This is a genomic window from Legionella bononiensis, assembly GCF_016786215.1.
GTDB classification, from domain to species: Bacteria; Pseudomonadota; Gammaproteobacteria; order Legionellales; family Legionellaceae; genus Legionella; species Legionella bononiensis.
In genome coordinates this window covers 534,827-558,572 of record NZ_JADOBG010000022.1, presented here as the reverse complement: position 1 = coordinate 558,572, position 23,746 = coordinate 534,827, and the positions used below count along the sequence as shown (strand labels likewise).

Below are 23,746 nucleotides of genomic sequence, written 5' to 3'. Positions count from 1 at the left end.
CATCGCTGCTTTCGCGAGGATGAAGTATAAAAAGTGAAGGTCGTTCAGGGCTTGGCGGCGGTACGGCTTTTCAACCAAATGAAAAATGCTTCTTTTTTTACACGGGGTGTGCGTGTTACAACAAATGCTCCAGGCCATAAATCAGGGTATTTAATCCCCTTACTTTCTGGCACGCAAGCAAAACCCCTGGCATAAAACACCGACGATCAATACTGTCGTGAGTAATTGACAGTGTTTCTCCAAGGTTGCCGAATATCACTTCCTGTCGAGCGAGTACCCCAGGCAGTCGTATCGAGTGAATATTGATATCATGGTGAGAACCACCTCGAGCACCGGGAATTAATTCTTTTAATTCAAGCGTGTTTTTTTTATTTTTTCTTGCTGCGGCTATCATTTCCGCCGTTTTTAATGCCGTACCTGATGGAGCATCCAGTTTTTGTTGATGATGGGTTTCTATTATCTCTACTTCAGATAAATATTCAGAAGCTTTGGCTGCAAACGTCATCATTAACACTGCGCCAATTGAAAAATTGGGAACAATTATTCCCCCAAGATGTCGAGACTCACATTCTGCAGATAATTCTTTGATTTGGTTTGTAATTAATCCTGATGTACCAATAACTGGACAGGCACCATGTTGGATAATGGTCAGAGCATTCTCATAGACGCAATCTGCTCGAGTTAAGTCAACGACAATTTGAGCATTAGTGCTGGTTATGGCTTCAGCCAGATTATCTTGTTTTGTTAACTGGGCTACTAATTCAAAATCATCATGATTCGCCAGCGTTTCACAGGCAAGGGAGCCCATTTTACCTTTCGCTCCATTAACAATAACACGAGTCAACATTATTTCTCCAATTGGTCTGCTTGAAACACTAAAAATCCGCAATAGTTTATTCTTCTACTTCATCTTTGGACGCTAATTTTGCTGGATGAACTGTACGCCAGGCCCAAATTGTTGCAAAGGGCCATCCTATGACCGTAGCCTGCATGATTAACGCGACAATAGCACCACCTGGATTATCACGAATCAGGAGGACTAGCCACGGAAATAAAATCGCAAGAATTGACATAATTATTCGTTTCATTATGAATCCACCATTTGTTAAATTATTAATTATAGGCTTATCTTAATGCATATTTCTAATCGGATACAAATTAAGAAGTCTTTAAGTCTTGATTTTAGTACCCTGAATTGCTCCATAGTACTTGCAAACAACCGTTAAACATTGTACATTGTGCGCTCATTTCTAAAGCGAATAACCGTATTATTCCATTTTCTAATTTCGGACATGAAAACCAACAATGCACGGTCAATAGACTTTATCCAATCAAATAACTTGAGTTATTTTCATCCTATAATACTTTCTACAACAAAGGTACCATAATGAGAAAACAGGAGCTGCATCCACGCACCGCTGTAATCAATAAATCCCAGAAAAATCAATCCAAACGAGCTCGATCTGAAGCATTGATTTGGCTGGCTGCTAATTTTCCCAGTGCATTTGATAATTCGTTACGAATTCGTCCTTTGAAAACAGGCATAATGGATGACATTTTACAGTATGCTGATAAAGCTGCTGAGGCTGGTATTTCTAAAAGTAAACTAAGAGAAGCGGTTGTGGTATTTACTCGTCGTCTTGACTACCTGGCTTGCCTGAAAGCTCGTGAAAAACGAATTGACTTGAATGGGAATACAGTCAGTGATGTTTCTGAAGAGGAGTCTGAACATGCGGCAGCCAAAATAAAGAAACGAGTAGAAAAAAGCGTAAGAAATGCGCGAAAACTTGTGGCCGCTAAATCATCTTCACAACCTGTCAGTGCGACTCATCAACAGACAAATGGATATAATAAACCAGCGAATCCGGTAGCAACAGCCTCCAGTGAAGATTATTTGCCAACCTATCCTGTCAGAGCTCCAGCCTACAGTACGCAACATGCAACGACCCAACCGGTCAGAACAGCTGCTGTAGTGGTGAAACACAAAACCACAAGACAGTATGATCCCGATGCAGTGGCTCGTCTTAAGGAAAAACTGGGCTTATCCCGCAATGCCGAGGAAAAAAAGGAGACAGCCGAATAAATGAATATACGAACTTTATGGCTAAGTTTACTATTCGTTCAATCAACCTTCGCTGCGCCGCATTTTGTTCAATCAGCCCCGTTGTTTAACGGTACTTATGATTTTAAAGGGGCTGAATTATGTGCTACTGCCAAACAAACCTTAGCTTATTTGAATAAAGGTTCGAGTTATGATCCGCAAGTGATTCATGGCGGTAAGGCAGTCACCATTTCATTGACTCGAGTAAAAGCGACTCTGGAATTTATTTGCCGAAATCAGGAACGATTAAATGATCCTGCTTTTGTTAAGCAACATTTCGATTTTATCCGTTGGTATCCCGATAAAAATCAGGCGAAACAATTGTCATCCAATAAACCCTTATTAAAAAATCTGCCCAATGATCGCATCTTAATGACCAAATATTATGTTCATTTAGCTAAGGCCAGTTCAATGAAAACATCCAGAATGCCTTATGCTCTTTATGGGTTGCCGGCAGATGAACAAGGTTTAACACTTGAAGAAGCAGATTTGAAGCCTGGAATAATTCGCTTGAAGTATGGAAAACAGGCTATATTGGCCGGCGCACTTAAAAACAAGCCCGTGCCGGTATTGGCCTATTTAAGCCGCGAGGATTTGGAGGCTGCTTTGTTACAAGGTACTGTCGTGGCTGATTTTGGCAATAATAAAACGAACATTTTTAATGTCCACAGAACTAATAACATTGCTTATGATCGGACTAAAGCGCCTTATCTTCAAGAACGTTATTGGTATTTTAAGCAGGTCGATGGGATCAAAGGTTATGGTAAAGACGCTGATCATAAAATTACCGTCAATCCCAAAGTAACCTTTGCTGCTGACTTGAAGCAATTTGGTCTGGGTAAAGTATTAATGGTTCAGTATCGTGAAAAGTCTGGTCAGTTAATCTCAAGAGCAGGGATAATGGCAGATACAGGCGGCGCATTTGCTGATAATTTATATCAAGTTGATTATCTTGCAGGAAGTTATCCGGGTAAAGAAGCTTTTTATCAAGAGACTCAACATTTGCCAGATTACGTTGAAGCTTATATTATGATTTTAAAAGATGAGTAATTAAATTAAAGACCGGTAGTTAAAGCAAATTAATTTTGGTAACCAGGGATGGTAGATATGACAAACGATAAAATAGTTCTTTCTGGATTAGTCGGATTAGTGGCCGCACTGTTGGTTGGAACCGGCGAGTTTCTCCTGCATTACACTTCTGAAGGTTATGGTTCTGATATCCCTTACCAATTTATGATGCATATCTCCACGCAAAGATTGAGTTTTGGGCACTTCATTGCCGTATTATCTGCTCCGCTCTATTTAATTGGATTTTGGCATATGTATAAAATGCTCGAACCCGCTGGTGGTAAACTTCCTGCAGCTATAGCTATTTTGGGCGGATATGGTTTTATTATGGGGATAGTCTGGATCGGTTCACGGTCGATGATCGCGTCTATTGTGCAATTAAATAGTGATGCCGCTAATGTAAATCTCCTCATCAGTTCTTATCAGTTTTATGATGAAACCTTATTGCAGATTATCCGTCTTACTACTTTGTTGTTGTCTTTAGGTTTTTTTTATTTGGTTCTAAAAGGTAAAACCAATTATCCAGTATGGATGAGTTTCTTGAATCCATTTTTTCTTTTATTAGCAGTTTTTTCCATTTATCTTCTGCTGCCAATGGTCGGTAAATTCATTATGCCTATAGCTATGAATGTGGCCTATGCTGTATTTTTTTCAATATCTACATGCATTGCCCTGAAATTAAAAAAAGTAAATGAATGATTCCCGAGTGCGGAAGGATTTAAATGCACCAAATAAATTTGATTATTCAGAAGTCAAAAATGGCACGCATCAATAGTTTAGACGTCCTGTGTCTTGTCCACGGGACGTCTAAATCGAGTTGTTAACACATTCTAATTAACTATCAGGGTTGTATTTATTTCAGGTTTATCAAATTGTTTATCCGTTCCATTCATGTAATGTATGGACAGAGAAACAATGTTATCTACTTTGCCTAAACCAAATACGATTTGATTTCCTTGATAGGCACAAAGACCTTGGGTTGGTACAAAAAATCGGGTCAGAGTTTCACCATTTGCCAGTTTTAATGTTAATACAGCACCTAATGCCTCAGGTTTATAAGGCATAATAACTTTTAAATAATTATTTTTATCCCCTTGATTAATAAATACTTTTAAAGGACCATTCAGATTGGTATAGATTAAATCGGGATATCCATTACCAGTTAAATCAGTACTTAAGGGAGATATGCTGTAGAATGGATCTTCTGCATTAGACTGTTTTTCCACTGATACATAGGTAAAGTCAGGAAGTTCTTTTAGTAAACGGCCTGGCAAACGAAAGAGTTTATGCAGAGGGAAGGAAATGTAGTTTTGTGCAATAACCAAATCCTGATAGCCTTCATTAGTAAAATCCTGGAATAAAACGCCCCAGCCAAATTCATAATTTGCTGTTTTAGTTTTTTTTGCCACGTCTTCGAACTGGAAGTTACCATTATTTTGCAAAAATATATTCTCACGTAACAAGGTCTGGTCTTTGGTTAAGTCCCCGCGGACAATAAAATTGGGTGGGGCAGATCCGAAATTCCACCAATAAAAGGGCCCTATATTGCTAAAAAACAGATCGGGTTTCCCATCTTTGTTGTAGTCACCGACTGCAATTCCCATTGGATAGGAGTACACATCGGATGTTGGATTTGGCATGTTTTTAAATTTCAGGTTTCCCATATTTTTATAGGTTCTAACCTGGCCTGTATCATGAGCTACAACCAGATCCAGCTGATTATCATTATCCAAATCGACGAACATGCCCTGGAAGGTATTATGAATGTAATCCAGACCAGCCTCATTAGTAATGTCAGTAAACGTGTTATCGCCATTGTTTTTTAGAAGCATGCTTTTGGAACCGTAATTTTTTTTGTTAAAAATGGATTGCCCTTCAACGTAGGGCGGTTTAACGTAGGTTGCTACAAAAAGATCAACAGTTCCTTTTTTCTGCAGGTCTGCTATGGCTATTGAGATAGGTGCATATCGTTCATCTATGGCGACATCTAACTTTTTGATAGTAAACACGCCATTTTTATTTTCATAAAAATAGATGCCGCTGTCTCGTGTGACAAATAAATCAGGCTTTCCATCACCCGTAGCATCGACTGCAACAACACCATAAGTCGTATCTTGTTTGGGCTTGGTAATACCTGCTTCTTTCGAAACATCAATAAATGAACCCTTTCGATACACAAACAGTTTATCCTGCTGATTGTATCCACCTCCGACAAAAAGGTACTGTTCACCATTTCCTAGTAAATCAAACAGTGCGGCGCCCATAAAAGGCAAAGAATTTTTGGAATCGAATTCATGAGTAAAATCTATATCTGCCGTTTTGAAATGAGGAATATCTGTTGGGACTTGTTGTTCTGGATAGGGATTGGTAGGCCAGGTGATTACTCTAATGATCACAGCGATAACCGCTAGAATAACTACACCAAGTAATATTTGTTTAATCATTATAAACTCGCGTGTTAATCCGTTTATTAAAATATAGTATAAAAAATACTAAATTCCATACAAAAACATGAATCTTCTTTGACAGGTGCGTGTTAAATGAAAAGGATTTTATCGTTTTAATTAGGAATTCATGATATCCCATAATTCATTCATAACCCTATGATTGTTAATGTAACTGAAACGATATAATTAAAAAATAATCGTTATGGATTAAACTCGAGGAGCAGCTGAATCGGAAGCAGCCTCTGTCTTATCAAGATCTTTTGACTCTTTCTGAGCATGTTTCATATCGAGTAATTCTTTTTTAATTGATTCAGCGTGCTTTTTACAATCTGCGGGTCCAGGGTTTGCGTCTTTATCGTAATCTTTTTTTAATTCAGCTCTGGATGCAATATTATAAGATACATGAACTACATTTTTTGTTTTCATCGATAGAGTTTCAGTAAAGTTCAAGGCGTTCTCTATGAACTGTGCTGCTTTCAAACATCCATCCTCATCATTACTAAAGGCGCTGGAGCGTTTTTCACCAAAATTAGGATCGTAGTAAGTCAGTTTGAACTGCCCACCCTCCAGATGTGTAATTCTCATGCCGGTTGTATGGCCAGAACCTTGTTCCAGATCCTTCATAAAGAATTGGATGCGATCTTTTGGGGGTTCATCTTTCATACCTTTAACAATATCGTTAACAATATTTTGAGTTATCTTTGATTTTCCTTCCTTATCATAGGGTTCTTTTTTATCTTTAAATGCCGCGTTATGTCTATCATTTACTTCTGCATTTCTTTGCAGAAACGCGATCTGGCGTACCATGGGCATCTCACTGTAGTCTACGCCAGTGTTTACCTCCTGGCGTAAATTATTGTGGAACTTATCAGTAACCAGCCAGGTACCCGTTAATCCCATACATTCTCCAGTGGGATCCAGTAAATTTGTTTTTTTGGCAAAGGCTGTTTGGGAAAAATGGATGAAGTTAATTGATATAAAATTAAGGATGCGAGCCAATATGTTATAGGTACCATGTTTTGATGAATCTAATGCTTTTATATATTTGTTTTGAGTATCCTTATCTAGCAAGAATAGGGTCTCACTCATAAAATTTCCATCTTTATCTTTTTTTGCATCACATAAATTGACATAATCAAAAGCACTGACATTTTTTAAAAATTCAGTTACTGCCTCTGGTTGTTTTTTCTTAAGAGAAATTAATTCTTCCGCGATTTTTTTATATTGTTTCTCACTCACTCCTAACCAGGCTGATTTCTCCTGATATTTGTAAAGAGGAGAGGATTCTTCAATGGTATTTCCCATAATGACTTCTTTTGGTAGCTATTATTTTCAGTATAGCCAATACAATTTGATTTGCTCAAATTTTACTCTAAGTAGAGTTGTTACATTTAGATCTATAAATGTGATTTCAATTTTTAAATAGAATGTTTATTAGGAGCCACACGTGTCATGAATGACGAGGAAAGTTGTCTGTCATTTATGGAGCTTTATTGCGAGATCAGCTGATCTCGCATAAGAAAAACGGGGGATACAAGGAGGATTTCACAATGAATTATCTTCAATTAACTAAAGCTTAAACTTCAACCGAAATTAGTTCCATACAATTGGTTCCCCCAGGCGTTCCAATAGTTCTGCCTCGGGTTAATAAAACATAGCCATTTTTATCAATGAGTTGTGTTTTGACTAACTCCTGAATAATTTGTTGATTCAGGTTTTGATGATCCAGATTATGATAATCAAGATAAATGGGATATACATTATTAACCAAACATAAGCGTCCTACGGTTCGCTTATTGGCAGATACTGCGATAATAGGGACGGTACTGTGTTGTCTGGATATCCATAGTGCCGTATCACCGGATTCTGTCAGAGTAATGATTGCCTGGATCGGAAAGTGATTAGCCGCGTGCATGGTTGCCATTGCAATGGCCTGGTCAGCGCGTTGATAATGACATGACTCGGGATCTGCATGATAAAAAAAGCTGGCGTGCTTTTCAGCGCTTAAGCAAATTTTATTGACCATAGTAATTACTTTTATAGGAAATTGTCCACTTGCAGTCTCGGCAGAGAGCATGACGGCATCTGTTCCATCCAATATGGCATTGGCTACATCGGATACTTCAGCGCGGGTAGGCTGAGGATTGGTTATCATTGATTCCATCATTTGAGTTGCGGTGATTACCACTTTATCCAAAAGACGGGTTTGTTCAATAATGTGTTTTTGGATGGCTGGAACTTCAGCTGCGCCAACTTCTACTCCCAGGTCGCCTCTGGCTACCATAATGGCATCTGCTTCCTGGATAATGTCAGTTAAATGATCCAGAGCTTCAGTTCGTTCAATCTTGGCAATTATAGGCGTAACTTTAGCGCCAAATTCGGTCATTAATGCCCTGGCATTGCGAATATCCTGAGCATCTTTTACAAAGGATAAACTAATATAGTCTACCTCAGCCTGAATTGCCGTGCGTAAATCGTTGACGTCTTTCTCTGTCAAGGTTCTTGCAGCAAGTCCACCACCTTTTCTGTTTAATCCTTTCAAATCGGTGAGTACGCCGCCTTCTATGACGTGGCAATGGATTTTTGAGCCAGCAATGTCGGTCACTTCCAATTCAATCAAGCCGTCATTCAGTAATAAATGATCGCCTGCATCCAGTTCATCTGCCAGATTCGGATAGGCAACTGAAACTCCCTGCAGATCACCCAATTCTCCTTTGGACTGACAATCCAGAATAAAATTCTGGCCATCAACCAAAGTAATGGACTTATCTTTGAAACGTCCAATTCGAATTTTAGGACCCTGTAAATCTGCCATAATGGCCACGGGATGATTCATTTCCCGGGCAATTTCTCGCACGAGAGCAATAAGCTGTATGGCTGAGGCATCAGCATGCGAAAAATTAATTCGAACCACATCGACCCCGGCACCAAGCATTGCGCGCAAGGTGACGGGATCTTTACTGGCTGGACCAAGGGTTGCTACTATTTTAGTTCGTCTTAACATCTTTAGCCCGCTCCTGCAAAATGGCTACTGCTGGCAGGGTTTTCCCTTCCAGACATTCAAGAAATGCTCCACCTCCGGTGGAGATATAAGAAATTTGATTATTCAAATCATAAAGATCCACTGCGGCCAAAGTGTCGCCACCTCCCGCTATGGAAAACGCATCACTTTCTGCAATGGCAATCGCAAGGGCCCGGGTTCCATATGCAAACTGGGCAAACTCAAACACACCAACGGGTCCATTCCAGATGATGGTTTTTGCTTCATCAATAATATCGACATAATCACTGACCGTCATTGGACCAATATCCAGTATCATGTCATCTGTAGCCACATTAGCCAGTGTTTTATTAAAGGCAGGGCAGTTTTCACTGAATGTTTTGCCAACCACTACATCGTTAGGCAGAGGAATTTTACATCCTTTTTCTTCAGCAAGTTTGAGAATCAGGCGTGCTTCATCCAGTAGGTCTGGCTCATACAAAGAAACACCAATTTCAAAACCCTGTGCCTTCAGAAAAGTATTCGCTATTCCGCCACCAGGGATCAGGTAATCCACCATACCTACCAATTGTTTCAATAAACTCAGCTTGGAGGATACCTTTGCTCCGCCTACTATAGCCACAATGGGCTTTTTCGGGTTCTTGAGTACCAGTTGCAATGCTTCAAGCTCACGCACTAATAATGGGCCTGCAGCAGCCACTGGTGCGTATTTTGCTACACCATAAGTAGACGCTTGAGCTCTATGCGCAGTTCCAAATGCATCCATAACAAATACATCACAAAGATTGGCTAATTTTTTTGCCAGTTGTTCATCACTACTTTTTTCACCAGGATTAAACCGTACATTTTCACAAATGACTAATTCACCGGGTTTAATGTCAATCCCGTTCAGATAATCACTGACAAACCGGACTGGATAGTCGAGATTTTGCTTTAAATAATCAGCAACAGGTTCTAAGGAGAAGCGCTTTTCAAAGCGACCTTCTTCAGGGCGGCCAAGGTGCGAGAGAACCATCACCGCAGCACCTGCATCCAGAGCAGATTTCAAAGTGGGTAGTGCTGCTTGCAACCTTTGGTCACTGGTGATCATTCCATCTTTAATCGGCACATTGAGATCTTCACGAATTAAAACCCGTTTACCAGCAAGGTCTATATCGCTCATTTTAATCAGATTCATTCGTTATCCTTTAACAATTCATCATTTGGTGTGCTGTATCTATCATACGATTAGAGAATCCCCACTCATTATCATACCAGGCAACTACTTTTACCAGATTACCCAATACTTTAGTTTGAGTTGCATCAAAAATTGCTGATGCAGGATTGTGATTAAAATCACAAGAAACCAAGGGGTCATCATTGATTTGTAAAATTCGACTTTTCGCCTGGCGAACCAGATTATTCACTTCTTCAACTGTAGTGTCACGTTTCGCTGTAAATGTTAAATCAATCACGGAAACGTTAAGAACAGGTACACGCATAGCAAAACCATCCAGTTTGCCCGCCAGTTCAGGTAAAACAAGACCTACTGCAGCCGCTGCACCAGTCTTGGTTGGTATAATTGATTGAGTAGCTGAACGGGCACGACGCAGATCTTTATGGCTACCGTCTAACAGCATTTGATCTTTAGTATACGCATGGACGGTGTTAAGCAATCCGTGTTCTATGCCTAATCCATCGTTTAATGGTTTTACAATTGGAGCCAAGCAGTTAGTGGTACATGAAGCATTGGAAACTACAGTATCACTTGCTTTAATCACCTGATGGTTTACACCGTAAACTACGGTTGCATCAACCCCTTTTCCTGGTGCTGAAATCAATACCTTTTTAGCACCGGCAGTAATATGCTGAATGGCTGCTTCTCTATTGGTAAAGAAACCAGTACATTCAAATACAATATCAACATTCAAATCGTTCCAGGGAAGATTTAATGGATTGCGTTCCGCAATGACCTGGATGTTGTGTCCATCAACGACGAGCATATTGCCTTCGATTGATACATCAGATCCGAAATGACCATGTGTTGAATCATGACGGGTTAAATGAGCTGTGACATCAATACCTGATAAATCATTGATTGCCACGATTTCAAATTCATTCTGTCTGTTGTATTCAAAAATCGATCTTAAAATGCAACGACCAATGCGGCCATAGCCATTAATTGCGACTCGTATTGCCATGCTACTTCTCCGAGTTAAGGTGCCCTACTAATACTTGTCTGTGACAAGTATATCCTTTTGATTTTTAAAAGGTGCGGGTTACACAAGTGTTTGTTTTGTTAATCTATCTAATGTAATCATTATATGTTCTACGGTAATTTCCAGGAAATTATAAGCCTGTGTTGCTGGTGCTGAAACACCAAAACTATCCAGACCTATCACTGCTCCATCCAGGCCAACAAATTGATACCAGTACGCAGTACTTGCGGCTTCAATTGCTATACGGTTCCGAACATCATTAGGTAATACCTGATTTTTATAAGCAGCATCCTGAGCTAAAAACCGCTCGCCACAAGGCATGGATACTACTCGTACTTTTAGCCCTTTTGAATTAGCCTGCTCTGCAGCTTGAAGGGCCAACTGTACTTCTGAACCGGTTGCTATTAAGAGAGCGTCAGGCTTTCCGGCGCAATCTTTAATAATGTACCCGCCTTTTTTTATTAATTCGGCAGCATTCTCGCTGTGAGGCAGGGCTGGTACATTCTGTCGTGAAAGCAGTAACGATGCCGGTCCATTATGATGCTCTAAAGAGTGTTGCCAGGCAACAGCCGTTTCCATTAAATCTGCGGGGCGCCAGACAGTCATGCCTGGCGTCATGCGTAACATGGCAGCATGCTCTACAGGCTGGTGGGTTGGACCATCCTCGCCCAGTCCTATTGAATCATGGGTAAATACGTAAATCACACGTTGTTTCATTAAGGCGCTAAGGCGAACGGCATTTCGTGCATAATCCGAAAATACCAGGAAGGTTCCTCCATAAGGTATGAATCCACCATGAACAGCAAAACCGTTCATAATAGCCGCCATTGCAAATTCCCGAACTCCGTAATAGAGGTAGTTACCTGAATAATCCTTAGTCGTTATTGCCTTGCTTCCTGACCAATCGGTATTATTGGAACCGGTCAGATCGGCCGAGCCTCCGAACAGTTCTGGTAACAAAGCCGCAAAATACTCAATGCACTGTTGAGATGCTTTTCTTGTGGCTATGGCTTTTTCATTGGTGCGGCATTGATTGACAAATGCAGCTGAAGCTTCTTGCCAGTTATCGGGCAGATCGCCATTAATTCGACGTAAAAATTCAGCGTTTTCTTCAGGAAAACATTGCTGATATTCATGTTGCAATTGCAACCATTGTTGCTCTTCCTTTTCACCTTGTTCTATATGATTCCACTGGTGCGCAATGGAGTCAGGAATGAAAAAAGGAGCATGAGGCCAGTTAAAAAACTTCCTTACATTGACAATATCATCCGCACTCAGTGGCGATCCGTGTGATTTTTCACTTCCGGCAACGGAAGACCCAAGTCCAATGACCGTTTTGCACATGATTAGAGTGGGTTGAGTTTTATTCGCTTGAGCTTCAATAATCGCCTGTTCTATGGCCTTCATATCGTGACCATCAACCGCTTCAATTACATGCCAGTTATATGCTTTAAAACGGGAAGCTGTATCATCTGTAAACCAGGATTCAACCTTACCATCAATGGAAATTCCATTGTCGTCATAAAATACTATCAGTTTTCCGAGTTCCAAAGTTCCGGCTAATGAACAGGCTTCATGCGAAATACCTTCCATCAGACAACCGTCACCAACAAAGGTATAGGTATAATGATCTACCAGTTCAAATTGCTCGCGATTAAATTGACTCGCCAGTATTTTTTCAGCCAAGGCCATACCAACGGAATTAGCCAATCCTTGCCCTAATGGTCCTGTTGTCGTTTCTACGCCAGGTGTATGCCCTTGTTCGGGGTGACCCGGTGTTTTAGAGTTTAATTGACGGAAATTTTTAAGTTCTTCAATGGATAAATTATATCCTGTCAGATGAAGAAGAGAGTAGAGCAGCATTGAGCCGTGACCATTGGATAACACGAAACGGTCTCTGTTAAACCATTGAGGATTCTTGGGATTATATTTTAAGAATTTTTTCCATAAAACGGTTGCGATATCTGCCATACCTAATGGCATTCCAGGATGACCCGATTGTGCCTGATTTACGGCATCAACACTTAATATGCGCACGGCATTAGCTAATTCTTTGGAAAGATTCATGCGAACTCTTATGCATTTAACTGAGGCGCTATTGTCGCTCAGAAGGCATAAATCAGCAAGAAAACCATTCATTTTTAGTTGTAACTAATGTAAATTCCATACTTTAATGTTTTTAAAATTTTACTTATTGTTTATTTTTTGGCATAATGTGCCTGTTTTTGTATCCTTTCAGATACAAACGGGATTTGTTTACACAGCACCAAATGATTCAGGCCAAAAAGAAACTAATTTGATATCCAATAGATATTTTTAGGAAATCATGACGCCAGTTATCTTGCATTTACGAAGCAGTTTCCCAGATTTGCCTCAAATGGCAGAAAGTAATTCCCTGCTTTGGTCTTTTGATGAGCGTATTAAACTTCTTGGACCTGATTTCTATAAGAAAATTGTTCTTAATCATCCTACCCTAAACATGGAATACAGCATTTTATGTCATCAGATCAGGCATAATTTTTCTTTTCCTAATCAAATCCGCCAAGATCAGGTTATTGAGCAATTACAGGCTGCCTTAATGCTTGCTGAGTTATTAGAGCACGTTCATTTGCATTATCTGGTTGTTCCTCGTGAAGTGGTGAGATTACGTCGCCATCAACACGTGTATAGAACGCTACTTGAAGAAATGACGGGAATGAAGTTTTCTCTCAAAAACTCAATAATTGAACCGCGTCAGCCTGAATTCTCATTAACTCAATACATTCGGGATAATACGGCACAGATTAATTGGTTCAGACTCCTTGTTACCCGTACCAAACGTGTATTGAATTTTTTAGATCTTGTAGGAACAGGTTCAGCGACATACAGAAATTTTGTCGGATTAATGGATAATTACACGAATCCATTTTTTGCTTATCTTGCCTGGTGTTTCTTTATCCCGCGTTTAACCACCAATCTTTTTCTGATCGCAAAACATACCATTTCCTGGCCTGACATGGATGAAAAAGAAAAGGCGCTGGATTGGTATGTTCGTCTCCAGGCTCAATTGCAACGCCGTTGGTTTGAATTAGGCAACGATTTGGTATGGGTTAGTGTGGGATTACTTAATTGCTTTGTATTGGTAGGTACTTTAGCCCCGTTTTCTATTTATTTCACTTTGTTTGCTTTTGCTTTTGATATCGCAAATGCGAGTTTAAGAACGTACATAGAATTAAACCGACTCTATAAATTGCAAGATGACTATAAAAAGATGTTTCTTGCAACGGATGATGAAGAAAGTAAGAAGGCAATTAAAGAGTATCAGAATTACATCAATCATCGCATTGAGTTTGAAAAATTGCGTTTAGGCTTGAGCCTGGCTGGTACTTTGGCCATATTTTTAGCCATGTGCCTTGCAATACCTGTTCTGGCTGTAAACCCGGTTCTTCCTTTTCTTGGCGCTGTATTATTAATCGCGATTTGGGTGGCTACATTTGTATTAACCCGCAACGTGGAGCAGTACCGACCTAATGATACTGTTGAGAAACCTTCCGGCGTTGTTCAATTCGGACTGTTTGCCAGAAAAAATAATGAGCAGGTTAAACCTATTCTTGCTTTGGACGATTCACTTGTACCTTCAGAGGATGGTCAAAATTTATTGAGTTGTGGATAGAGTGTTAATCAATTGATATGCTATGCTGTCCCGCATGAATTTTCAGATCTAGGTATAACATGTCATCGTCAATTGCATTGTCAAAATGTAGTCATACAGACGTTGCCTGATCCAAAAAACTGTATCAGCTTATTAAGAACTTAGAGGTCATGCTGCAACGGTAGATAGCTTACTCAGATATAATGGCTTTTCGCTGAGTAGGGTCTTTAGCATTTTGAACAATCAACAAGGACATTGTTATGAATAAGGATAGGACAAAATTAATTCCGAATAGTTTATTAAGCCTGCTTGCTCTGGGGTTGTTTCTCACCAGCACACTCAGTTTCGCCCTTGCATTTAATATTGTTCCAAAAGAAGGTACCCAATTACCCACCTCATTTAAAAATGGGCAAACAGTATTTGCATATTACACTGTTTACAATAATACTCTGTCTACAAGATACGGTAATTTTGTTAAATACTTACCCTATAATGTGACACAAGTTACTAGCAACGGAACTTATCCTGATACTTGCGGAGCATCATTTGATTTGAATGGTAAAGGTCAGGCGGGAAGCAGCTGCACCTTACAGCTTAGAATTTCTGGAGCAGTCAATAAGGATGATCCTGATCCGCATCATCAACTGTTTGTCTGCTTTCCGGAAGGGAAAGGTTGCTCCGGAACTCAATATCAATTAAATGTATCTCAGGATTTAACAGCTTATATTACAACGTATAACTTTAGTTCAATTATAAAATGCCCAATCCTCTCTAATGGCAATTTTGATTCCTGTTCAGCAGCGGGAGCGACAGCGATTTCACCTTCGGGGCTTGCTTTCATTCCTAATGTTCCACAAGTCTGGTTTACAGAAGAGGTTAATAATAATATAACTGCGTGTACGGTTAACAACGTTGGAAATCTTGCAGCGTGTAATGATGTTTTAGATATATCTTTTCCTTTTGGAATTGCGTTCCATCCTTCGGGGAAATATGTTTATATAACTAATGTATTTAGTCATATCGTCACCTACTGTACCTTGTCCAATTCGAATATTCCCGGGTCATGTCAGCAGACAGGTTCCGGATTTAGTTACCCTGCTTCTATTACAATAAATCCATCAGGAACTTATGCGTACATTGTCGATAATTTTTATGGCACGTTCGCTGGCGCGATTACTTCATGTCAAATCAGTAGCAATGGAAGTTTGACCAATTGTACAGCAAATACGAATGCCTTTATCAAAGTGCCCGATTCTATAGCAATTAATCCGGCAAATCCGTTGATTGCTTACATTACAAGTAACGAAAGCGACAGCATTCTTTCCTGTTCAATCAGTCCATCCAATGGAACGTTAATCTCATGCAGTGCGATAATAACGGGTATTCATTTTCCATTCTTTATTGTGGTAAATACTACAGGAACTTTTGCTTATATTACCAGTACTGAAAATAATATGGTTTATTATTGCGCATTAAACCCTAATGGCAGTTTTGGTAATTGTAATAGCACCCGATATAGTTTTCCCTCTCCAGCTGGAATTGCTTTGTATTAAAATTACACAGAGGTGTCCGCAGAAAGACTGCTTCGAGACCCATAGTTTCAGGCTAAGGAGAAAATCATAAGTAGCCCGGATGCAGCATAGCGAAATCCGGGAAGCCTATGCGCAGCATGGTACATTTTAAATAGGTGCCCGCTTCGCGGGACTTCCCGGATTACGCGCTTCGCACTTCATCCGGGCTCTTACCTTAGTCTGACATCTATGGGTCACGACCCAACCAGCCTATTCCTGATCCGGAACATTCACTTGAACCTCCAGAGGATGGACAGACTTTATTGAATTGTGGATAGAGTGTTAATCAATTGATATGCTATGCTTTCACGCATTAATTATCAGAGCAAGGTATAACATGTCATCGCCAATTGGATTGCCACAATTTAGTCATTTAGACGTTGCCGGATTCAAGACTCATCTGGAAGCATTATTAAAAAATCATTTGGAACAAATAGATACGGTACTCAAGGAAAATCAACATTATACTTGGGACAATCTGATGTATCCTTTGGATGATTTGGCTGATTCCCTGGAGCGTTTCTGGTCGCCAATGTCCCATCTTCATGGAGTGATGGACTCCAAGGCTTTACGTGAATGTTATGATGCGTGTCTGCCATTATTGTCAGCCTATGAAGCAGCTATAGGTCATAATCATCAGTTATATGAAGCAATTAAATCCATAGACAAACATACTTTAAATTCAGCGCAACAAAAAATCATTGAGGACAGCCTCCTGGATTTTGAGTTGTCTGGCGTTGCCTTGTCCAAGGAAGATAAAAAACGCTTTGAAGCAATTCAGGCACGGTTAGCCGAGTTGTCAAATCAGTTCGGTAATAATGTACTGGATGCAACACAGGCTTTTACCATACACATCACTGATGCCAATCGATTAGCAGGATTGCCAGATCATGCTATGAATACCGCAAGGGAACTGGCTGTAGAAAAAGGCCTGGAAGGTTATGTTCTGACCTTAGAGTATCCTTGCTTTCAAGCAGTTATTACGCATGCACAGGATAGAGCCTTACGTGAAGAAATCTACCAGGCCTATATAACGAGAGCATCAGATCAGGGACCCAATGCTGGAACCTTTGATAATACTGATTTGATCAATGAGCAATTGGCATTGCGGCATGAAAAAGCCCAACTCTTGGGATTTAATAATTATGCGGAACTCTCCCTGGCGACTAAAATGGCTGAATCAACCAGTCAGGTTATTGAATTTATGACGGATTTAATTGATAAAGCGCGAAAGCAGGCTCAGCATGAATTTGCTCAGTTAGAACAGTTTGCTGCAGAACAATTTGATCTGGTGCCAGTGAAACCTTGGGATGTGGCTTTTTTATCTGAGAAAAGAAGACAGGATTTATTTACTTTATCTCAAGAAGACTTACGTCCTTATTTTCCTCAACCTAAAGTGATGCAGGGTTTATTTACTATAGTTAAAAAGCTTTATGGAATGACTATAGAAGAAATTCCAGGTGTTGATGTATGGCATAAAGACGTACAATGTTTCGGTGTTATCGATGAACACAATCAAGTTCGCGGTTATGTTTATACCGATTTATATGCCAGACCTAATAAGCGCGGTGGGGCGTGGATGGATTCACTTCAAAGCAGACGAAGGCTGGAAGATGGGGCCTTGCAGCTTCCCATTGCAACATTAACCTGTAATTTTGCAAAAACCTCAACGAATAAACCTGCAACTTTGTCGCATGACGAAGTCATTACTCTGTTTCATGAGTTTGGTCATTGTTTGCATCATCTTTTGACTCAAGTGGATTACTTAAGTGCTTCTGGAATTAATGGTGTCGAATGGGATGCTGTTGAATTACCCAGCCAGTTTTTTGAAAATTGGTGTTGGGAGCAGAGCGCACTTTCTTTATTAACATCACATGTCGATACAGGTGAACCGCTCCCTGTTTCATTATTTGAGCGCTTGTTGGCTGCGAAAAACTTTCAATCGGCTATGGCCATGTTGCGACAAATCGAATTTTCTTTGTTTGATTTTCGTATTCATCAGGAATTTAAAGAAAATACAAGTACATTGGTAGCTGATATTCTTGCTGATGTACGTCGTAAAACCAGTATCATCCCAATTGCTCCTTATAATCGGTTTCAGCACAGCTTCAACCATATTTTCAGTGGAGGCTATGCAGCAGGTTACTACAGTTACAGTTGGGCTGAAGTATTATCCAGTGATGCTTTTTCACGTTTTGAAGAAGAGGGGATTTTCAATCCTAAAACCGGCCATGATTTCCTTAAATTTATTTTGGAAGTAGGTGGCTCCAAAAAAGCAGCGTCGGCGTATAAGGAATTCAGAGGTCGTGCTGCAACGGTAGATGCCTTACTCAGACATAATGGCATTCTCTCTGCGTAGGATTTTTGGCATTTTGAATAATCATCAAGGAAATTGTTATGTATAAGGATAGGTCAAAATTAATGTCGAATATTTTATTAAGCCTGCTTGCAACAGGTTTATTTATAACCAGTACACTAAGTTTCGCACTTCCATTTAACATCGTTCCAAAGGCAGGTACACAATTACCTACTTCGTTCAAAAATGGACAAACGGTATTTGCATATTACACTGTATCTAACAACACCTTGTCTTCAAGAAATGGTAACTTTGTTAAATATTTACCAGTAAATGTGACTCAAGTGACTAGCAACGGAACTTATCCTGATACTTGCGGATCATTATTCAATCTGAATGGAAAAGGTCAGGCGGGAAGCAGTTGTACTTTACAACTTAGAATTTCTGGTGTTGTTAATAAAGATGATCTCGATCCACATCATCATCTTTTTGTCTGTTTTCCAGGGGGGATAACCTGCGCCGGAACTCAATATCAATTAAGTGTGTCTCAGGATTTAACAGCTTACATTACAGGGTATAACAATAAAGATATTACTAAATGCCCAATTCAATCTAATGGAAGTTTTAGTTCCTGCTCAAAAGCGGGCTCCATAGTGAATCCGCCTTCGGGACTTGCGTTCATACCTAATGGCCCAATAGTCTGGTTCCCTGAAAATGGTAGTAATTTTATAACGAGTTGTACTATTAAAAATGATGGAGACCTTACTGCTTGTGGTGATATTTTAAATATATCTTTGCCTTATGCCGTCGCGTTTCATCCTTCTGGGAAATACGTTTATATAGCTAATAACTCTAGTAGTATTGTCACATACTGTTCACTAACTAATTCGAATATACCTGAATCATGTCAACAGACAGGCTCTGGATTTAGTTACCCGATTTCAATTGCAATTAATCCAGCAGGAACTTATGCATACCTTCTTGATAATGTGTACCCTGCATTGGGCGGCGCAGTTTCTTCATGCCAAATCAGCAGTAATGGCAGTTTGACCAACTGTATAATAAATACGAATGCTTTTTTCAATGCGCCTACTTCTCTAGCAATCAACCCTGCTAATCCGTTGATTGTCTACGTTACCAGTTCTGCAGCAAATAGTATTCTTTCCTGTTCAATCAGTGCGTCCAATGGAACCATACTCTCGTGTTCTCAGTTGAACACGCCAATCCAAAATCCATATGCTATCGCAGTAAATACGACAGGTACTTTTGCATATGTTACCAGTTTTGTAGGTAATTCGGTTTATTATTGTTCAATAACACCTAATGGTGCTTTTGGTAGTTGTACACTCACCGGAAGTGGATTTAACTCACCGAATGGAATCGCTTTATATTAACATTATATAAAGATGATTTAAGAACGACTGCTTCGCGATACATACAAAATTGTTCAGTAATCGCGAAGCGGGATTCCATGACATAATATTTCATAGTCAAGTGATTATACCGTGTGATTTTATGTTATAATTAAAGTGTACAAATTGGGGGCGACCTGGCTTCGACGTGGGTTGCAAAACCAGAGGTGCATGCCGAGAATGAGAACTCTCGTAAATCAGACTCAAATAAATATAAATGCAAACGATGCAAACTTCGCAGAAGCTAACCTTGATGACGCTATTGCAGCTTAATCAATCTTGGTAGATGCAACGTGTACCGGCCTTAACCCCGGTGCCCCGTTCGACCGAGCCCGCTTATCGGTATCGAATCAACGGTCATAAGAGATAAGCTAGTGTCCTAATCCATCCCGGGTTACGATGCGAAATTCAGGGAATCGCTGTGTACCATCCTGCCTGTCGGAGTGTCCACAGTTAAATTCAATTGACAAGGCTACGCATGTAGAGCTGAAGGCAGAGGATTTGCGGACGCGGGTTCGATTCCCGCCGCCTCCACCATAACTTATTGATTTATAATAATATTTCACTGATGATTTTTCTATCATCACCATAGCGGCACCAAACTCGAGTCTTTTCCAATTACGGGGCACTTCATCAAGCACATAATATTCTTAATCGGTAATTTTCAAAATTTCTAAATCCATAAGCTCTACGTTGTATCAATTTCATTTTTCAATGTAATCCCATTTGATTTATTAAATCGCTACATACATGAAATTTCTTCTTTCCAGGAATCCAGTGTTTTACCCAAAGTAGCTAATCCTTTAAAGGGATTTTGTTTTAAAGCATCAATCATTTCTAATCACGGCATTGTATTTTTATTCCGTGTAATTCGGGCTATGCTAATTACAATAGAAATTTTGATTCAATTGATAGGTGTTTTTTAACATTATGACAAGAAAAACCAATTCGGCTACAACTACTGTTTATTTAATTTATGATGGCGATTGTATTTTGTGTAAAAATAGTGCGCAAGCAATGAAAATTAAGAAATCTATTGGTAATCTTGAAATAATTAATGCAAGAGAGGAACACCCACTGGTTAAAGAGGCCATGAAAAAAGGGTATGATTTAAATAAAGGAATTTTAGTAAAATACAATGATCAGTATTTTTATGGAGCCGCTGCTGTCAACTTTCTTGCTTTGATCGGTACCTCTTCAGATGTTTTTAATAAAGTAAATTCATTTCTATTTAAATATAAGTGGCTGTCCCAATGTTTTTATCCTTTATTTGTAATAGTAAGAAATACAATACTAATGCTTAGACGAATCCCGCCAATTATAAACCAAGATCAGGAACCATTAATTCAGCGTATATTTGGAGATCAGGCTCAAAAAAAACCGAAAGTTCTACAACAGCGTTATTCAAATAGAGTTTATACGCAAGATACACTTTTGTTAAAAGGTGAAATGAATATTGCTATGTCAAAAATATTTCGCATCATGTCACCTTTGTTTCGATTAGTGGGGGCACTTGTGCCTTATCCCGCAGAAAAAATTCCAGTAACCGTTAATTTTGTGAGTGATGAAAAATCAGATCGAATCCTTATGAATCGAATTTTTTATTATCCGGACAGGCCGCCTTACCACTTTTGTTCTCGTATAAAACATATTAAAGACAATATTGTTATTGAGCTAATGCGTTTTGGGTTTGCATCCAAGCTAATTTACCATTTTGATAAAACAAAAATTATTATGGATTATGGCGGATATGTTATTTGTATAGGTAAACGGCTGGTTCCTATCTCATTAGGGTTTCTCATTGGAAGGCTTTCTGCCTTTGAAGAAGTTGTTTCCAATGATGAATTTGCTATGCAAGTTAAAATGGTTCATCCATTATTTGGGACCATATTTCAGTACAATGGCCATTTTAGAATAGCGACCTATGAGTAAAAAAATTTTAATTCTTGGTGCTTCAGGAAATTTTGGAAGTAAAATTGCAAAAGGATTAGCCAAAAATAATATTCCCATCATTATAGCTGGGAGACAAATACAGCTTTTAATTTCTTTAAAAAATGAAATTCATCAATCTAATCCAAATGTGTTTGTGGAAATTGCCTGTTTTGATATACACAAGGAATTAATACAGCAGCTCGTTAATTTAAAACCTTATGTGGTAATTAATACTTGTGGTCCATTTCAATCAGCGGATTATTCTATTGCTTTAAACTGTATTAATGCAGGTATTCATTATATTGATTTAGCTGATGATAGAGATTTTGTGAATGGAATTCATAATGCATTAGATCAGTTAGCAAAAGAAAATAATTGTTTGGTTGTGAGTGGTGCAAGCACTGTTCCATGCTTATCTTCAGCAGTACTGGAGCATTACAAAAATCAATTTTCGTCAATGGATTCATTAATTTTTGGTATAACTCCCGGCCAAAAAACTGAACGTGGATTGGCCACAACCCAAGCTATTTTAAGCTATGTTGGAAAACCATTTAAGCCTATTCCTGGAGCATCGCACACAATTTATGGTTGGCAAAACCTATATAGACAGCCTTATCCTATAATTGGGAAACGTTGGATGGCTAATTGTGAGATTCCTGATCTTGATTTATTACCACGATATTATGGTATTCAAAATATTCGATTTTCTGCTGGGATAGAAAACAGTGTTTTGCATCTAAGTTTATGGGCTTTATCCTGGTTTGTGCGATTAGGGCTGCCAATCAAGTTAAAAAATCATGCAAAAATGCTATTAAAGTTAAGTCACTTATTTGATTGCTTTGGTTCAAAAGATGGTGGCATGCATATGGTTGTATCTGGGAAGGATCACAATGGTAGGGAAAAAATGGTTAAATGGTTTCTTATAGCTAAAGATGGAGATGGCCCACATATTCCAACAATACCGGCTATTATTTTAGCGAAAAAATTAGTACAAAATAAAATTAATCTCACAGGCGCAATACCTTGTTTTGGATTAATTCTTTTAGAGGAGTACCTAAAAGAGCTAAATAGCTTTAACATTCAAATTTTATAAGAGATTTATTAACCCGTTCATGTTATTTCAGCTATCTTAAGCAACTAGACTACTTCGCTACGAATTAGAAATATGGCGATAAGTTTCGAATTTCAAAAGAGCTTCCATCTCGCATATATATCAAATTGACATATATTTTTATTAAATACTCCTTTAGTGAAAAACTTGCGTATTATATCTAAGAAAAAACTACGTGATTATTACGTCAGTAATATTCACGCTGAAATTCCACTTACTGAGTGGTATTACAAGATGATAGAAAAGAGTTATTGTCAAATCTGGAGTTGCCTAAACCAACTTGCAATTTATATCAAATCAGATATAATTATATCAAAATAGATATAAAAATAATAAATGAAACCAATACGATTTTTAGGTGACTCGCTAAGTCGCCTGCGAGAATTTGATGCTGATGCAAAACAAGATGCTGGTTATCAACTTGATAAAGTACAGCGTGGTGAGCAACCAGATGATTTTAAATCCATGCCTTCAATTGGAAAGGGTGTTGAAGAAATTAGAATTTGGGATGAATCAGGAACGTATCGTGTCATTTATACAGCAAGACTAGTGGATGCGGTATATGTTTTACATGCATTCCAAAAGAAAACCCAAGCCACAGCAAAACGGGATATTGATCTCGCAAAAGCACGTTTTACTGAACTGATGAGGAGCAAATAGAGATGAGTAAAGTAGAAAGCTTTGATAATATTTGGGATGCCATCGCTGATACCGCCGGAGAATCAGCTAATATGCAAGCGAAAGCCGAATTGATGCGCCAAATTGTAGCGATTGTTAAAAAAAATGGTTGGAAACAAGTTGAAGCCGCTCAACATTGCGGAATCACCCAACCACGTTTGAATGATATGTTACGCGGCCGTATTTCTCGATTTTCATTAGATGCCTTGGTCAATATTGCAGCGGCTATTGGGCAACGTGTTCATATTGAATTAGAAGCGGCATAATCATCGGCACCAAAACGGCACCATGTGTAGACAA

Annotated in this window: 19 protein-coding genes, 1 other RNA gene and 1 pseudogene; 12 read left to right on the top strand and 9 right to left on the bottom strand. The window is 39.1% G+C overall.

Annotated features, from left to right (window positions below):
* Window positions 1-115: 115 nt before the first annotated feature.
* Together dapB and IZU94_RS15925 are read right to left on the bottom strand one after the other, a co-directional pair.
* Complete coding sequence (gene dapB / locus IZU94_RS15930) at window positions 116-847, bottom strand: 4-hydroxy-tetrahydrodipicolinate reductase (RefSeq protein WP_203112912.1); 732 nt, start codon at window positions 845-847, stop codon at window positions 116-118.
* 46 nt (window positions 848-893) lie between these two features.
* The gene (locus IZU94_RS15925; RefSeq protein WP_203112909.1) at window positions 894-1,088 is read right to left on the bottom strand and encodes a hypothetical protein; all 195 of its coding nucleotides are present in this window, start codon (window positions 1,086-1,088) and stop codon (window positions 894-896) included.
* A gap of 299 nt (window positions 1,089-1,387) precedes the next feature.
* Between IZU94_RS15925 and IZU94_RS15920 the strand changes: the two genes are divergently transcribed.
* The 3 genes from IZU94_RS15920 to IZU94_RS15910 are packed head-to-tail and all read left to right on the top strand — an operon-like array spanning window position 1,388 to window position 3,868.
* Complete coding sequence (locus IZU94_RS15920; RefSeq protein ID WP_203112906.1) at window positions 1,388-2,083, top strand: ProQ/FinO family protein; 696 nt, start codon at window positions 1,388-1,390, stop codon at window positions 2,081-2,083.
* Window positions 2,084-3,151: a hypothetical protein gene (locus IZU94_RS15915; RefSeq protein ID WP_203112903.1), complete on the top strand. Its 1,068-nt coding sequence runs from the start codon at window positions 2,084-2,086 to the stop codon at window positions 3,149-3,151. It begins immediately after the preceding gene.
* A 57-nt stretch (window positions 3,152-3,208) separates the two neighbouring features.
* Window positions 3,209-3,868 carry a DUF6796 family protein gene (locus tag IZU94_RS15910; RefSeq protein ID WP_203112900.1) on the top strand — a complete coding sequence of 220 codons (660 nt, stop codon included), beginning with the start codon at window positions 3,209-3,211 and terminating at the stop codon, window positions 3,866-3,868.
* A gap of 131 nt (window positions 3,869-3,999) precedes the next feature.
* Here IZU94_RS15910 and IZU94_RS15905 read toward each other — a convergent pair whose 3' ends face one another.
* From IZU94_RS15905 to tkt, 6 genes are all read right to left on the bottom strand, one after another.
* Window positions 4,000-5,613, bottom strand: coding sequence for a CRTAC1 family protein (locus IZU94_RS15905; protein WP_203112898.1), 1,614 nt, complete (start codon window positions 5,611-5,613; stop codon window positions 4,000-4,002).
* A gap of 210 nt (window positions 5,614-5,823) precedes the next feature.
* A complete protein-coding gene (locus IZU94_RS15900; protein WP_203112896.1) occupies window positions 5,824-6,921 on the bottom strand; it encodes a hypothetical protein in 1,098 nt (365 codons plus the stop codon).
* 271 nt (window positions 6,922-7,192) lie between these two features.
* Complete coding sequence (pyk, locus tag IZU94_RS15895) at window positions 7,193-8,620, bottom strand: pyruvate kinase (RefSeq protein ID WP_203112893.1); 1,428 nt, start codon at window positions 8,618-8,620, stop codon at window positions 7,193-7,195.
* Window positions 8,604-9,794, bottom strand: a complete 1,191-nt coding sequence (locus IZU94_RS15890; RefSeq protein ID WP_203112891.1) for a phosphoglycerate kinase — start codon at window positions 9,792-9,794, stop codon at window positions 8,604-8,606. The genes pyk and IZU94_RS15890 overlap by 17 nt, the downstream gene beginning before the upstream one ends.
* A gap of 10 nt (window positions 9,795-9,804) precedes the next feature.
* The gene (gap, locus tag IZU94_RS15885; RefSeq protein ID WP_203112889.1) at window positions 9,805-10,797 is read right to left on the bottom strand and encodes a type I glyceraldehyde-3-phosphate dehydrogenase; all 993 of its coding nucleotides are present in this window, start codon (window positions 10,795-10,797) and stop codon (window positions 9,805-9,807) included.
* A gap of 78 nt (window positions 10,798-10,875) precedes the next feature.
* Window positions 10,876-12,882 carry a transketolase gene (gene tkt / locus IZU94_RS15880; protein ID WP_203112878.1) on the bottom strand — a complete coding sequence of 669 codons (2,007 nt, stop codon included), beginning with the start codon at window positions 12,880-12,882 and terminating at the stop codon, window positions 10,876-10,878.
* 259 nt (window positions 12,883-13,141) lie between these two features.
* Between tkt and IZU94_RS15875 the strand changes: the two genes are divergently transcribed.
* The 5 genes from IZU94_RS15875 to ssrA all read left to right on the top strand — a co-directional run bounded on the left by IZU94_RS15875 (window position 13,142) and on the right by ssrA (window position 20,262).
* The gene (locus tag IZU94_RS15875) at window positions 13,142-14,467 is read left to right on the top strand and encodes a hypothetical protein (RefSeq protein ID WP_203112876.1); all 1,326 of its coding nucleotides are present in this window, start codon (window positions 13,142-13,144) and stop codon (window positions 14,465-14,467) included.
* 239 nt (window positions 14,468-14,706) lie between these two features.
* On the top strand, window positions 14,707-15,999 hold the full coding sequence (locus IZU94_RS15870; protein WP_203112874.1) for a beta-propeller fold lactonase family protein: 1,293 nt from the start codon (window positions 14,707-14,709) through the stop codon (window positions 15,997-15,999).
* 355 nt (window positions 16,000-16,354) lie between these two features.
* The gene (locus IZU94_RS15865; RefSeq protein WP_203112871.1) at window positions 16,355-18,376 is read left to right on the top strand and encodes a M3 family metallopeptidase; all 2,022 of its coding nucleotides are present in this window, start codon (window positions 16,355-16,357) and stop codon (window positions 18,374-18,376) included.
* A 38-nt stretch (window positions 18,377-18,414) separates the two neighbouring features.
* On the top strand, window positions 18,415-19,707 hold the full coding sequence (locus IZU94_RS15860) for an NHL repeat-containing protein (RefSeq protein WP_203112868.1): 1,293 nt from the start codon (window positions 18,415-18,417) through the stop codon (window positions 19,705-19,707).
* A 146-nt stretch (window positions 19,708-19,853) separates the two neighbouring features.
* Window positions 19,854-20,262: a transfer-messenger RNA gene (gene ssrA / locus IZU94_RS15855) on the top strand.
* A gap of 96 nt (window positions 20,263-20,358) precedes the next feature.
* On the opposite strand, the pseudogene IZU94_RS15850 reads toward ssrA, so the two are convergent.
* A pseudogene (locus tag IZU94_RS15850) lies at window positions 20,359-20,566 on the bottom strand (transposase); the annotation flags it as partial.
* 74 nt (window positions 20,567-20,640) lie between these two features.
* Here IZU94_RS15850 and IZU94_RS15845 point away from each other — a divergent pair.
* The 4 genes from IZU94_RS15845 (at window position 20,641) to IZU94_RS15830 (ending at window position 23,712) form a co-directional block, all read left to right on the top strand.
* Window positions 20,641-21,657: a DUF4166 domain-containing protein gene (locus tag IZU94_RS15845; protein ID WP_203114016.1), complete on the top strand. Its 1,017-nt coding sequence runs from the start codon at window positions 20,641-20,643 to the stop codon at window positions 21,655-21,657.
* Window positions 21,650-22,750 carry a saccharopine dehydrogenase family protein gene (locus IZU94_RS15840; RefSeq protein ID WP_203112855.1) on the top strand — a complete coding sequence of 367 codons (1,101 nt, stop codon included), beginning with the start codon at window positions 21,650-21,652 and terminating at the stop codon, window positions 22,748-22,750. The genes IZU94_RS15845 and IZU94_RS15840 overlap by 8 nt, the downstream gene beginning before the upstream one ends.
* Before the next feature lie 354 nt (window positions 22,751-23,104).
* Window positions 23,105-23,428, top strand: a complete 324-nt coding sequence (locus tag IZU94_RS15835) for a type II toxin-antitoxin system RelE/ParE family toxin (protein WP_203112853.1) — start codon at window positions 23,105-23,107, stop codon at window positions 23,426-23,428.
* Window positions 23,429-23,430: 2 nt separating this feature from the next.
* Window positions 23,431-23,712 (top strand): helix-turn-helix domain-containing protein, encoded by a 282-nt coding sequence (locus tag IZU94_RS15830; RefSeq protein ID WP_058481822.1) that lies wholly within the window; start codon window positions 23,431-23,433, stop codon window positions 23,710-23,712.
* The last annotated feature ends 34 nt before the right edge of the window (window positions 23,713-23,746 follow it).

Excerpts from the sequence above, each read along its gene's own strand:
- IZU94_RS15835 (WP_203112853.1), top strand. The coding sequence starts at position 23,105 with ATGAAACCAATACGATTTTTAGGTGACTCGCTAAGTCGCCTGCGAGAA.
- IZU94_RS15840 (WP_203112855.1), top strand. The coding sequence starts at position 21,650 with ATGAGTAAAAAAATTTTAATTCTTGGTGCTTCAGGAAATTTTGGAAGT.
- IZU94_RS15865 (WP_203112871.1), top strand. The coding sequence starts at position 16,355 with ATGTCATCGCCAATTGGATTGCCACAATTTAGTCATTTAGACGTTGCC.
- pyk (WP_203112893.1), bottom strand. The coding sequence starts at position 8,620 with ATGTTAAGACGAACTAAAATAGTAGCAACCCTTGGTCCAGCCAGTAAA.
- IZU94_RS15920 (WP_203112906.1), top strand. The coding sequence starts at position 1,388 with ATGAGAAAACAGGAGCTGCATCCACGCACCGCTGTAATCAATAAATCC.
- dapB (WP_203112912.1), bottom strand. The coding sequence starts at position 847 with ATGTTGACTCGTGTTATTGTTAATGGAGCGAAAGGTAAAATGGGCTCC.
- IZU94_RS15925 (WP_203112909.1), bottom strand. The coding sequence starts at position 1,088 with ATGAAACGAATAATTATGTCAATTCTTGCGATTTTATTTCCGTGGCTA.
- tkt (WP_203112878.1), bottom strand. The coding sequence starts at position 12,882 with ATGAATCTTTCCAAAGAATTAGCTAATGCCGTGCGCATATTAAGTGTT.
- IZU94_RS15910 (WP_203112900.1), top strand. The coding sequence starts at position 3,209 with ATGACAAACGATAAAATAGTTCTTTCTGGATTAGTCGGATTAGTGGCC.
- IZU94_RS15915 (WP_203112903.1), top strand. The coding sequence starts at position 2,084 with ATGAATATACGAACTTTATGGCTAAGTTTACTATTCGTTCAATCAACC.
- IZU94_RS15905 (WP_203112898.1), bottom strand. The coding sequence starts at position 5,613 with ATGATTAAACAAATATTACTTGGTGTAGTTATTCTAGCGGTTATCGCT.
- IZU94_RS15870 (WP_203112874.1), top strand. The coding sequence starts at position 14,707 with ATGAATAAGGATAGGACAAAATTAATTCCGAATAGTTTATTAAGCCTG.
- gap (WP_203112889.1), bottom strand. The coding sequence starts at position 10,797 with ATGGCAATACGAGTCGCAATTAATGGCTATGGCCGCATTGGTCGTTGC.
- IZU94_RS15900 (WP_203112896.1), bottom strand. The coding sequence starts at position 6,921 with ATGGGAAATACCATTGAAGAATCCTCTCCTCTTTACAAATATCAGGAG.
- IZU94_RS15875 (WP_203112876.1), top strand. The coding sequence starts at position 13,142 with ATGACGCCAGTTATCTTGCATTTACGAAGCAGTTTCCCAGATTTGCCT.
- IZU94_RS15890 (WP_203112891.1), bottom strand. The coding sequence starts at position 9,794 with ATGAATCTGATTAAAATGAGCGATATAGACCTTGCTGGTAAACGGGTT.
- IZU94_RS15830 (WP_058481822.1), top strand. The coding sequence starts at position 23,431 with ATGAGTAAAGTAGAAAGCTTTGATAATATTTGGGATGCCATCGCTGAT.
- IZU94_RS15860 (WP_203112868.1), top strand. The coding sequence starts at position 18,415 with ATGTATAAGGATAGGTCAAAATTAATGTCGAATATTTTATTAAGCCTG.